Source organism: Rhodopseudomonas palustris (assembly GCF_007005445.1).
GTDB lineage: Bacteria > Pseudomonadota > Alphaproteobacteria > Rhizobiales > Xanthobacteraceae > Rhodopseudomonas > Rhodopseudomonas palustris_G.
In genome coordinates this window covers 1594796-1605916 of record NZ_CP041387.1, presented here as the reverse complement: position 1 = coordinate 1605916, position 11121 = coordinate 1594796, and the positions used below count along the sequence as shown (strand labels likewise).

Annotated in this window: 12 protein-coding genes; 3 read left to right on the top strand and 9 right to left on the bottom strand. The window is 63.4% G+C overall.

The genetic code is table 11. From position 1 onward, the window contains the following. From FLL57_RS07305 to FLL57_RS07270, 8 genes are all read right to left on the bottom strand, one after another. Entirely contained in the window at window positions 1-858 is an 858-nt protein-coding gene (locus FLL57_RS07305) for an ABC transporter permease (protein WP_142882533.1), read from the bottom strand. Between the two features lie 3 nt (window positions 859-861). Further along, window positions 862-1830 carry an ABC transporter permease gene (locus FLL57_RS07300; RefSeq protein ID WP_013502865.1) on the bottom strand — a complete coding sequence of 323 codons (969 nt, stop codon included), beginning with the start codon at window positions 1828-1830 and terminating at the stop codon, window positions 862-864. 20 nt (window positions 1831-1850) lie between these two features. Continuing rightward, complete coding sequence (locus FLL57_RS07295; protein ID WP_142882532.1) at window positions 1851-3458, bottom strand: ABC transporter substrate-binding protein; 1608 nt, start codon at window positions 3456-3458, stop codon at window positions 1851-1853. Between the two features lie 75 nt (window positions 3459-3533). Further along, window positions 3534-3968 carry a PaaI family thioesterase gene (locus FLL57_RS07290; protein WP_013502867.1) on the bottom strand — a complete coding sequence of 145 codons (435 nt, stop codon included), beginning with the start codon at window positions 3966-3968 and terminating at the stop codon, window positions 3534-3536. Continuing rightward, window positions 3965-4978, bottom strand: coding sequence for a quinone oxidoreductase family protein (locus tag FLL57_RS07285; protein WP_047309408.1), 1014 nt, complete (start codon window positions 4976-4978; stop codon window positions 3965-3967). Before FLL57_RS07285 ends, FLL57_RS07290 begins: the two co-directional genes overlap by 4 nt. A gap of 64 nt (window positions 4979-5042) precedes the next feature. Then, a complete protein-coding gene (locus tag FLL57_RS07280; RefSeq protein ID WP_235677238.1) occupies window positions 5043-6023 on the bottom strand; it encodes a VOC family protein in 981 nt (326 codons plus the stop codon). Window positions 6024-6131: 108 nt separating this feature from the next. Beyond that, window positions 6132-7301 carry a M20 aminoacylase family protein gene (locus tag FLL57_RS07275; RefSeq protein WP_013502870.1) on the bottom strand — a complete coding sequence of 390 codons (1170 nt, stop codon included), beginning with the start codon at window positions 7299-7301 and terminating at the stop codon, window positions 6132-6134. A gap of 78 nt (window positions 7302-7379) precedes the next feature. After that, a complete protein-coding gene (locus tag FLL57_RS07270) occupies window positions 7380-8555 on the bottom strand; it encodes a PLP-dependent cysteine synthase family protein (protein ID WP_013502871.1) in 1176 nt (391 codons plus the stop codon). Between the two features lie 242 nt (window positions 8556-8797). Here FLL57_RS07270 and FLL57_RS07265 point away from each other — a divergent pair, with 242 nt between their 5' ends. The 3 genes from FLL57_RS07265 to FLL57_RS23510 all read left to right on the top strand — a co-directional run bounded on the left by FLL57_RS07265 (window position 8798) and on the right by FLL57_RS23510 (window position 10277). Beyond that, window positions 8798-9265: an Lrp/AsnC family transcriptional regulator gene (locus FLL57_RS07265; protein ID WP_013502872.1), complete on the top strand. Its 468-nt coding sequence runs from the start codon at window positions 8798-8800 to the stop codon at window positions 9263-9265. Window positions 9266-9492: 227 nt separating this feature from the next. Next, window positions 9493-9924, top strand: a complete 432-nt coding sequence (locus FLL57_RS23515; RefSeq protein ID WP_235677237.1) for an ArsR/SmtB family transcription factor — start codon at window positions 9493-9495, stop codon at window positions 9922-9924. 14 nt (window positions 9925-9938) lie between these two features. Next, on the top strand, window positions 9939-10277 hold the full coding sequence (locus FLL57_RS23510; protein ID WP_013502874.1) for a hypothetical protein: 339 nt from the start codon (window positions 9939-9941) through the stop codon (window positions 10275-10277). Between the two features lie 178 nt (window positions 10278-10455). Here FLL57_RS23510 and FLL57_RS07255 read toward each other — a convergent pair whose 3' ends face one another. Then, window positions 10456-10956, bottom strand: a complete 501-nt coding sequence (locus FLL57_RS07255; RefSeq protein WP_235677236.1) for an RNA polymerase sigma factor — start codon at window positions 10954-10956, stop codon at window positions 10456-10458. Between the last annotated feature and the right edge of the window lie 165 nt (window positions 10957-11121).

Here is an 11121-nt window from a genome sequence, read left to right as displayed (position 1 = left end):
TCAGCGGTCCCTCAGCTTCGGGTTGAGCGCGTCGTTGAGACCGTCGCCGATCAGGTTCATCGCCAGCACCGTCAGCATAATCGCCAGCCCCGGAATGGCGCAGATGTACCAGGACCGTCGGATCAAGGTCCGGCCGTCTCCGATCAACGCGCCCCAGCTCGCGACGTTGGGGTCGCCGAGGCCGAGGAACGAGATCGCGCTTTCGAACAGGATCGAACTGCCGATGATCACCGATGCGAGGACAATGACGGGCGGAATCGCATTCGGCAGAATTTCGCCCGCCATGATGCGAAGATTGCTCATGCCCATCGATCGGCACGCCAGCACGAACTCTCGGTTCTTCAGGGTTAGAAATTCGGCGCGCGTCAGCCGGGCGATGCCGGGCCACATCGTGATCCCGATCGCTACGATGATATTGTCGATCGACTGCCCCAGGATCGCGACCACCGTCATGATCAGCAAGATGTTCGGGACCGTCTGAAACAGCTCGGTGAGCCGGGTCAGGATCTCGTCGATCCAGCCGCCGAACCAGGCCGCGGTGGCGCCGATCACGACGCCGATCACCGTCGCGGTCAGCGCCGCGACGATGCCGATCATCAAGGTGGTGCGCGCACCGTAGACGATCATCGCGAAGATGTTGCGACCGATCGAATCCGTTCCGAGCGGATAGCGCGGATTGGTGAACGGCCAGACCTCCGGGCGCGACACGATGCGCAGCGGATTCCTGTCGATCAACCACGGAGCGGCGAGCGCGAGCCCGACCACCAGGACGATGACGATCATTCCCAGCAGCGCGCCACGATTGCGGGCGAAGCGCGCGGCGAATTCGACGAAGGCGGACGAGGTACGAACCGTCATGGGTCATCGACTCCGGATTCGCGGATCAAGCCGGTAGTAGGCGAGATCGACCAACAGATTGGCAACCGCCACGACCACGGCGGAGAGTACGAAGACTCCCAGCACGACCGGATAGTTGCGGCTCATGACGCTGTCGAGCATCAGACTTCCGATGCCGGGCCAGGAGAACACGGCCTCGATCACGACGGAGCCGCCGAGCACGGTGCCGAGCTGAAGCCCGAGCAGCGTGACGACCGGCAGCAGCGCGTTGCGGAACACATGGGCGACGATGACGCGTGTCTTGCTGAGTCCTTTCGCCCGCGCGGTGCGGACGAAGTCGAGCGAGAACACCTCCAGCATCGAAGCGCGCATCACCCGGGTGTAGATCGCGGCGTAGAACAGGCCGAGCGACAATGCCGGCAGGATCAGATGCCGAAGCACGTCGATCACGTATCCGACCGGCCCGAACTGCTCGCCGATCGTCGTCATGCCGCCCACCGGCAGCCAGTCGAGATGGACGGCGAACAAGATGATCAGCATGATGCCGAGCCAGAACGTCGGCGCCGCGAAAAAGAACACCGCCGCCAGCGAGATCACCACGTCCCATACCGTATTGACCTTCACCGAGGCGACGACGCCGGCGATCATCCCGAGCGTGACCGCGACCCCGAGCGAGGTCAGCATCAGCAGCAACGTCGATGGCAGTTGCGCCATGATGATGTCGAAGACCGGTGCATTCTGCCGGTAAGAATAGCCGAGATCGAAGCTGAACACCGACCAGGTGTATTTGAACAATTGCTGGAGGGGCGACTGGTCGAGCCCGTACAGACGCTTCAGATGCTCCAATGTGGCCGGATCGGTCACCTGCTGCTCGGAAGTCATGATGTCGAGCAGCGATCCCGGCGCCATCTGGATGAGCGTGAAGTTCATCACGATGACGCCGAGAATCAGGGAGATGATCTGAAACAGCCTGCGTATGATCGAGCGTTTCATCGATTCATCTCCTCTCGCAATCAAACGTCGAGCCAAACGTCCGACAGGCTGTCGGCTGAAACGTCGGCGCGATTGCCGACGCCCTTGACCTTCTTCGACATCATCGTGGTCGAGATCAGCTCGACCAGAACGGTGATCGGCAGATCGCGTGCCACGATCTCTTGCAAATTGAAGGCCAGTTCCTTGCGCTTGGCTTCGTCGGTCTCGACCGACATCTTGGCGACGATGGCGTCGATCTCGGGGTTGGAGTAGCCGTTGGCGTTGCGGAACGCCGCCCCCTTGACGATGCCGCTGGTCGAGACGTAGTCGGTCTGCTGCGGCACCAGCTCAACCCGGGCGGCGTAGTTCGACAGCGCGATATCGTAGTCGTAGTCGCCGTAGATCTGCTTCAGCGACGTCGCGCGATCGGGCACGGTCAGATTGACCTCGACGCCGATATCCTCCAGGTTCTGCTTCACGAACTGGCCGACCTTGCCGTTCTCCTCGAACCAGCCCGCCGCAAGCAGATGCACCTTGAAGCGCGACTTGCCCTTCTTGGGATAGCCGGCGTCGTCGAGCATTTTCGCCGCCTTCTTCGGATCGAACTCGTAGCGCGGCAGCTTCGGGTTGTAGAACTTCGGATTGGTGGAGCTGACGAATGACGTGCCGGGCTTGGCTCGGCCGAAATACACCACGTCGGCGATCGTCTCCCGGTCGATCGCGGTCAGCAGCGCGCGACGAACGGCGGGATCCTTGACGATGTCGCGGCGGCTGTTGAACTCGATCGTGGACGCCCAGGCCGCGCCGAGATAGCCGTCGGTCGACGCCTCGAACTTGCCGGTCTTGGCCAGCCGGTCGATATCGGGCGCCGGAATCGGATTGAAGATGCCGAGCTGAAGCTCTTCTGCCTCGAGCGCCGCGGTGCGGGACGACGCGTCGCGCCAATAGCGCATCACCAGACCATTCAGATACGGCTTGCCGGCGTCCCAGTATTTGTCGTTGGCGGCGTATTCGATATGGCTGCCGCGCACCCACTGCTTGAACTTGAACGGGCCGGTTCCGACCGGCGCGTTGTTGGCCGGATTGGTCGCGATCTCCGTCCCCTCATAGACGTGCTTCGGAATCACCGGAGCAGTCGCCAGCACCGACTTGAAAAAGAATTCCGGCGTCGGTTCGCTGAACTTCACCCGAACGCCGTCGTCGATCGCCTCGATGCCGGAGAAGTTCTTGAGTGCCGCCTTGGCGATCGTCTGCGTCCAGTACTGGTTCATGCTGAAGACGACGTCGTCGCTCGTGAACGGCTTGCCGTCGTGCCACGTCACCCCCTTCCTGAGGGTGATGTCGTACGACTTGAAGTCCGCCGACGGCTTCACGCCGGTGGCCAGCACCGGGAAGAACTCGGCCTTGCTGTTCTGCCGCAGCAGCGGTTCGAGGATCTTGGTCGAGCTGATCAGCGGGCTCGAGCCGCCGCCGCCGGGCACGAACACCGCCTGCGGCTCGAATCCGCCCCAGGTCGCGACCAGCACCCCGCCCTTCTTCGGCGTCGGCGCCGCCTGCGCGCCCGACGACCAGCCAAACGACGTACCGGCGGCGATCGCGGCAAGGGCTGACGTGCCCAGGAACACTCGTCTGTTGATGTTGCTAGTCATAGAAATCTCCAGTTGGGACGAATGCGGGTTGTCGATTGGCCGCGGAGCGGCTGCTCCGCGGATTTTGCCGTTTGCTCAGGCGCCGGCCGGGATCGCGTAGGATCCACGACCGATCGCGACCAGAGCGCCCTTGTCGTTGAACAGATCGACGTCGGAGACTCCGACCGTTCGGCCGAGACGCCTCACCGTGGCCTTGGCGATCAGCCCGGTGTCGACCGCAGGACGCAGATAATCGACCCGGAAATTGATCGTCGGAATCCCGCCGCCGACCAGCATGGCGATGGCGAAATCGCCGACCGTGTCGATGATCGAGGCGAGCGGACCGCCGTGCCACTGCTTGGTGCCCGGTCCACGTTCGAATTCGGGACGGAACGGCGCGTGCATCGTCAGCACCTGCTGCTCGAGGTCCAGCTCGGTGACCCGCAAGCCGCAGAACGCGATGAAGGGCGCGTTGTCGGCCATCGCCTGCAGGCCGGCGACGTCGAGCTGCTTGGACGTCGACGCGCTCATGGAGTCACCACGAGCTTGCCGAGAACCTTGCGGTCTTCGAGCACGCCCATCGCCTCGATGGCGTTCTGCAGCGAGAAGGTGCGGTCGATCACGGCCTTCATCTTGCCGGCGCGGATCAGGTCGAACAGCTTCAGGATGTCTTCGCGCTCCCAGCCGTTCGAACCGAAGATCTGCAGTTCGAACGTCCAGATGAAACGGATATCTTCGGTCGGATCGAAGCCGGCGGTGGCACCGCAGGTGACGAGCCGCCCGCCCTTGCGCAGGCACTTCAGCGAGGGCACCCAGGTGTCGCCGCCGGTGAAGTTGACCACCATGTCGACGCCTGAACCGACCGCAGCCTTGCCTGCGCGCGGCTTGCCGTGGCGGGCGCGGCATTCCTTCATGAAATCCACTTCGTTGTAGAGGATGACCTCATCGGCGCCGATCTCGGTGAGCCGCTGCCCCTTTTCGGCAGATCCGGCGCAGGCGATCACATAGGCGCCCGCGGCTTTGGCGAGTTGCACGCAGCAGATGCCGACGCCGCCCGAGGCGCCGAGGATCAGCACCTTCTCGCCGGCCGACACCTTGCCGATCGTGGTCATCATGCGCAGCGCGGTGCCGTAAGCCACCGGCAGGCTCGCCGCCTGCTCGAACGAGATGTCGTCGGGCAGCGCGATCAACTGGTGAGCACGCGTGACGCAATATTCGGCGAGTCCGCCGTGCCGGGTCTCGCCCATCAGCCCGCCTTCGACGCGATTGATCGGGTCGATCAGCACACGATCGCCGACCTTCCAGCCCTCGACTCCGGGCCCGCACGCCGCCACTTCGCCGGCGATATCGATTCCCATGATGATCGGCATCGGGATGCGAATTCCCGGCATGCCACGACGCGTGAAGATGTCGTGATAGTTGTAGGACGTCGCCTTGACCTTGACGAGCACGTCACCCTCGCCCGGCACAGGATCGACGAAATCCTCGACATAGCTCATCTTGTCGAGACCGCCGTGTTCATGAAGCAGCACTGCACGCATTGACTTCTCCCTTGTGATTTTTGACCCTGCCCGCCGATCACGCGAGCGATCGGCTGGAGCCGGACTATTCCGAAAACTCGATGACCACTCCGAAGGCGTGCGCCGGACCGACGCGAAGCCCGTCGCCGGCCGTGCCAAACGCCACGCCGGAGGAATTCAGCGCGGCTTCAGCCTGCGCCAGCGATTTGGTCTTGAAGACGAGACCGATCATTTGGGTCTTGCCGGCCTCCGGCAGCGGCGCATCCGCGCCGTAGCGCTCGGACGCCGCCTGCCGGTCGAGTGCGACGACCCGCGCCTCGGCGGCATCGAAACCGAAGCCGCCGGGGATTTCCTTCAGCAGGCCCGGACCGAACATCCGCTCGAACAGATCGAGGGCACCGCGCGGATCATCACCGCAGAACACGAATTCGCTGATATTCTCCACGCCGTTCGCGTGCACCTGCCATTCCGGGCGATACACCAGCTCCGGCGTCTTGTGGTGGCAGAAGAACGTGCGACCGTAGTCGAACCCCTCTCTGGGCAGATGCAGAACTGTGAACGCCGCATCGAAGACGCCATCCCCTGTCTCGACCGGCCGAACGAAGTCGAGCGGTTGCTCCGCCTTCACTCCGGCCTGCTCGACGTTGAGCTGCGCTCGCGCCGGATCAGGGCAGCGCCAGACGATGCCCGACAGCCCTTTGGGGTCGTGCCATTGCTCGGGCCGTTGCTGCTTCTTGCCGGCCTCGTAGCCCAACAGCTCGAGGTAGTTGTTCTTGAAGATCGCCAGATTGTTCGAGGAGCCCAGCGAATGGTGACCGCGCGGCGTCAATTGAAATCCGAGCGACTGGTACGCCGCGGCTGCGGCATCGAGGTCTCCGTGGACGAGCACGATGACATGATCCAGTTCAGCGGGCAGCTTGCCGCGCTGATGACCATCCTCTGATTCAGGCATTCCATTTCCTTGTCGGTTGGCTGGACGTCCGGGTTGCAATTCTCGTTCGGCTGCAATCGAGCCCGCTTCATTGTTGCTTTGCACCTCGCCGAACGTCGTCGACGGGTATTGCAAAGAAACGGTCGAAGCGGGTCTCCATATTTGCGCGCGTTTCGAGATGTTCAGTCTCTGTGCGCGGTGATTTTCAGAATGCTGTTCCTCGTCGGGACTCGCGCGCTCGGCTCATGCGAGCGGCATCCGCTGTCGAACCAGTGTGGTCCAGTACGAACAGCCCCACGGAATCGCTTCGTCGTTGAAATCGAACTTGGGATGATGCAGCGGAGCGCTGTCGCCGTTGCCGATCATGATCATCGCACCGGGGCGCTCGTTCAGCATGAAGGCGAAATCTTCGCCGCCCAGGGTCGGCGACAGGTCGCCGGTGACGTGAGCTTCGCCCGCGACCGTACTCGCCGCGGCGACCGCGCGCTCGACGCCGATCTCGGCGTTACACATCACCGGGTAGTGGCGGAGATAGGACAGCGTCCCGGTCGCGCCGAATCCCCTGGAAACGCTTTCGGTCAGATCGCGCAGCCGTGCTTCGACGGCGTCACGCGTCGCCTCGTCCAGCGTGCGAACCGTACCTCGCAGTGTGACGACCTGCGGAATGACGTTGAAGGCGTCACCTGCCGCCATCTGGGTGATCGAGACCACTGCGGATTTCAACGGATCGATGTTGCGCGCGACGATCGACTGGCTGGCCTGGATCAGCGAAGCGGCCACCACGACCGGATCGATCGTCGCGTGCGGCTGTGCCGCGTGACCGCCGCGCCCTTCGATGGTGATGATGATCTCGTCGACCGAGCCCATCTGCGGCCCCGCGCCGGTGGCGAAACTGCCGAGCGGAAAGCCCGGGCGATTGTGCATCCCGTAGAATTCCTGGATCGGAAATCGGCTCAGAAGTCCGTCGTCCAGCATCGCCTTGGCGCCGGCACCGCCTTCTTCCGCCGGCTGAAAAATCAACGCGACAGTTCCGTCGAACGCGCGGCTTTCAACCAGACCGAGCGCCGCGCCGAGCAACATGGTGGTGTGACCGTCGTGACCGCACGCATGCATCTTGCCGGGAATCTGCGAGGCCCATTCCGCGCCAGTCGCCTCAATAATAGGCAGCGCGTCCATATCGGCACGCAGGCCGATCATACGGCCCGAAGCGCGCGACCGACCGTGAACAATGCCGACCACGCCGGTCCCGCCGATGCCCTCGTGTACTTCGTCGACACCGGCCTCACGCAATCGCTGCGCGACGCGCTGGGCGGTTCGATGCACGTCGTACAGCAGTTCGGGATTGCGATGCAGGTCGTGCCGGAACTCCTTCAACTCGTCGAGATAGCGAGACGTCCAATTTTCTACGGGCATTGACAAATCCTGAGGTCTGCGAGTTCGCCGCCTGTTACTACCTGTGGTCACATCCGCCGCACCGATGCACGCGATGCGTCAATTTGCACATTCAAACCCCGCGCCACTTTCGGGCATCTCGAACATGCCGGTGTCGAGAAATCGCTCGATCGCCTCGACGTGCGGCGCGATTACAATGTCCTGCCGCTGCAACCACGCGTCGTCGTAGTACGTATCCGAATAGCGTTCGCCGTCGTCGCAGATGATCGTCACCAGAGATCCGGCGCGGCCGTCGCGAAGCATCTCGGCCGCGCACCAGCACAGCCCGATGAAGTTCGTGCCGGTCGAGCCGCCGACCCGATGAGCCAGCCGCGAGGTCAGAACCCGCGCAGCGGCGATCGACGCCGCATCTGGAACCCTGATCATCTGGTCGATCACCGTCGGAACGAAGGACGGCTCCACCCGCGGTCGCCCGATTCCTTCGATGCGCGATCCGCGCACACAGTTCGGCGACCGACTGTGCGATTTGTACGCTTCGAAGAAGCACGAGTTCTCGACGTCCACTCCGCACAGCCGGGTCTCGTGCCTGGTGTGGCGGATGTAGCGCCCGATCGTCGCCGACGTCCCGCCGGTTCCGGTGCTCATGACGATCCACTCCGGCACCGGATGACGCTCGCCGGCCATCTGCTTGAAGATGCTCTCGGCGATGTTGCCGGCACGCCAGTCGATCGCCCGCTCGGCATAGGTGAATTGATCGAGATAGTGGCCGCCGATTTCGGCCGCGATCCGCTGTGCCGCGGCGTAGACTTCGGAGGACTCGTCGACGAAGTGGCAACGTCCGCCGAAGCGCTCGATCGCAATGATCTTCTGTCGCGACGTCGAGCGCGGAACGACGGCCACGAACGGCAGTCCGAGAAGTTCGGCGAAGTAAGCTTCGGAGACGGCGGTCGATCCCGACGACGCCTCGACCAGCGTGGTGCCCGGCCCGATCAGGCCGTTGCACAGCCCGAACATGATCAGCGATCGCCCCATCCTGTGCTTCAGGCTGCCGGTCGGGTGCGTGCTTTCGTCCTTGAGATAGACGTCGATCCCTTTCAGTCCTGGAAATCTCAGCCGGTACAGATGCGTATCGACCGAACGACGGGCCTCCCCTTCGAGCACCGCAACGGCGTTTCGAACCCACTCCCGCTCGGCCGCTTCGCCGCCGAACAGACCGGCGATACTGCCGGGCGTCGTGGAAGGACTCTGCACCCGCGCAACTTCAAACCTCGTCATCACGTGCCGCACCTCGCGTGCGCCTGGGGCTGCGATCTGGCGAACGCGTCTGCCGACACCGCGCCCCGCATCTGCGGGATCGCGATCACGGCCGGAACGCTTTCACCTCGCTCACCCGGGACAGGCACACTGCTTGTCAGATTTCAGTGTTCGTATTGATGCGAATTGTTATCATTGCGAAGGCAGAAAACTTCACATATTTTACCTCCCATGGTCGAATTTTTGGGAGGTTTGAACGAATAATGACGTCCAAATTGGATCAAATTAACCTCCGTATTCTGGCCGCGCTCCAGGTCGATTGTTCGCGCTCACAGCGCGAACTGGCGGACGAGGTCGGCCTGTCGCAGAATGCCCTGTGGCGACGTCTGAAGGCCCTGGAGGCGAGCGGCGCCATCACCGGCTATGGTGCACGGGTCTCTCAGGAGGCGGCCGGCGTTCCGATGACGGTCTTCGTGATGGTCCGCACGCGGCGGCATTCCGCAGAATGGCTCCGGCGGTTTCGCGCGCAGATTGAATCGATTCCGGAAGTGGTCGCGTTCTACCGGATCAGCGGCGATTTCGATTACATGCTGAAGATCGCGGCACGCGACATGAACAACTACGACAAGGTGTACCAGACCATCATCAACAAGACCGAGCTGGAGACCGTCACATCGTATTTCTCGATGGAGGCCATCATCGATGGACGGCCGTTCCCGGTCGGACGCTGAGCCCCCCGTTCCCTTCCGCACACCGCGGGCGCGGCCCCGCTGTCGCGTCGGGAAGACTGAGGGTGCGCACAGAACGCAGCGTCGCCGCCCGCCCCGGCCGGCAGCCCCGGTCGGCAGCCTCGATCGGTCGTCCGGAATCCCGCAGGGTCCGCGCTGGCGCGTTGACACCGACCTGGGACCGCCCTAATCTCTCAATCCATCAATCGATGGATTGAGAGATTAGGGAAATGAAAGCCGACGCGCGACGTGACCGGCCGGAACGTCCGAAGCGAGCCGCGACCGGATCCGCGCGCAGCAGCAAGCGGGCGACCGACCGGCATGAGCACCCGCCTCGCCGGCTTCCGTGTCTTCCCCCCGAACCGCAGATTCGAAGCGCCGCGGCGATGTTCCAGGCGCTCGGCGATCCGGAGCGGCTTCGCTTGATGATCCGGCTGTCCGAGCAGGAGATCTGCGTGTCCGAACTCGCGGAGCTCGCCCAGGAGCAACTGACGACCGTCTCCGCCCGCCTCAAGTCGCTCTATGCGGCACGGCTGGTCAAACGGCGGCGTCAGGCCAAGCACGTGTTCTATTCGATCGCTGACGATCACGTCCTTCAGATGATCCGCGGCGCCGTCGCACACGCTGCCGAACCCAACTCCCCCCACGCCCACGCTCACTGAGGAAGGATGCGCCCATGGCCAGTTGCGATCACCCCCACCACGCCAACCACGATCATCAGCACGGTCCGAACTGCGGACACACCGCCGTCAAGCACGACGGCCACGTCGACTACCTGCACGATGGCCATCTGCATCACATGCATGGCGACCACGTCGACGAGCACGTCATCGGCGTCACCGAGACCAATCCGGTGAAGTGCACGCCCGAGACCAAATGCACGCACACCCACGGCCCCGGCTGCGGACACGAGGCGGTGCCGCATGGCGACCACGTCGACTATCTGGTCGACGGTCACCTGCATCACCCGCACGGCGACCATTGCGACGACCACGGTCCGCTCGAAACCGCCTGACGCCACGCGCGCTGCCGGCACGCGGCGTTCTGACAGGGCGAGGATTGGTAGAAGTTTGGTGGAGGTCGCTAGGCAACGGCATCCGGATCGGCCGATCCGGGACGCACGGACCGATCACTCGTCCTCGAGGGCAACGAGCGCCTCGGTCGAAGAAACAGAGGACGATCCGTTCCCGCGGTTAGTTTCTCTCGCGGCGTTGTCGCCAGGTCCGGCAGAATTCGAGGGCGGAGATCATTTCCTTCTCCACTGTCGAGACCGAAATCTTCAGACTGCGGGCGATCTGCGGATAGGTCATCCCGTCGACCTTGCTGAGAAGAAAGATGCGCTGGGTGCGGCGAGGCAGCGTCTCGAGCGCGCGAAACAGCGCGTCGAGATCCATCCGGCTCGCCACCGCGTCCTCGGGATCGACGACGCCGGTCTGCAGTTGCTCGCTCGACACGTTGTTGGCGTAGGACGCCCGCACCCGCTCCGCGCGCAGCACATCGCAGGCGAGATTGCGGGCCGTGGTGACGACGAGACCGACGTCACGCTCGCCCACCTTTCGATTCATCAGCTTGATGAACGTCTCGTGGACGACGTCCTCCGCCGTATGTGCATTGCCGGTGATGCGCCGAACCATCCGCTTGAGCTGGCCCTGCTCCGATCCGTAAATGTTGAGCAGATCCGTCGCAGACGACATGACATCCCCATCGTAGCGCATCAGCACGGCCCCGAACGCGGAACGTTCGAAGTAATAAGCACGCCGCCATCGCCGCAGAACCGACAGGGCTCGGGAGCGATGGGTACGGACATTACCGCCGATATTCTTCTAACCGCATTCCTCGCGGAGCTGTCAACGCCGCGG

Coding starts and splice junctions, on each gene's coding strand:
- FLL57_RS07305 (WP_142882533.1), bottom strand. CDS start 858: ATGACGGTTCGTACCTCGTCCGCCTTCGTCGAATTCGCCGCGCGCTTC.
- FLL57_RS07300 (WP_013502865.1), bottom strand. CDS start 1,830: ATGAAACGCTCGATCATACGCAGGCTGTTTCAGATCATCTCCCTGATT.
- FLL57_RS07295 (WP_142882532.1), bottom strand. CDS start 3,458: ATGACTAGCAACATCAACAGACGAGTGTTCCTGGGCACGTCAGCCCTT.
- FLL57_RS07290 (WP_013502867.1), bottom strand. CDS start 3,968: ATGAGCGCGTCGACGTCCAAGCAGCTCGACGTCGCCGGCCTGCAGGCG.
- FLL57_RS07285 (WP_047309408.1), bottom strand. CDS start 4,978: ATGCGTGCAGTGCTGCTTCATGAACACGGCGGTCTCGACAAGATGAGC.
- FLL57_RS07275 (WP_013502870.1), bottom strand. CDS start 7,301: ATGCCCGTAGAAAATTGGACGTCTCGCTATCTCGACGAGTTGAAGGAG.
- FLL57_RS07270 (WP_013502871.1), bottom strand. CDS start 8,555: ATGACGAGGTTTGAAGTTGCGCGGGTGCAGAGTCCTTCCACGACGCCC.
- FLL57_RS07265 (WP_013502872.1), top strand. CDS start 8,798: ATGACGTCCAAATTGGATCAAATTAACCTCCGTATTCTGGCCGCGCTC.
- FLL57_RS23515 (WP_235677237.1), top strand. CDS start 9,493: ATGAAAGCCGACGCGCGACGTGACCGGCCGGAACGTCCGAAGCGAGCC.
- FLL57_RS23510 (WP_013502874.1), top strand. CDS start 9,939: ATGGCCAGTTGCGATCACCCCCACCACGCCAACCACGATCATCAGCAC.
- FLL57_RS07255 (WP_235677236.1), bottom strand. CDS start 10,956: ATGTCGTCTGCGACGGATCTGCTCAACATTTACGGATCGGAGCAGGGC.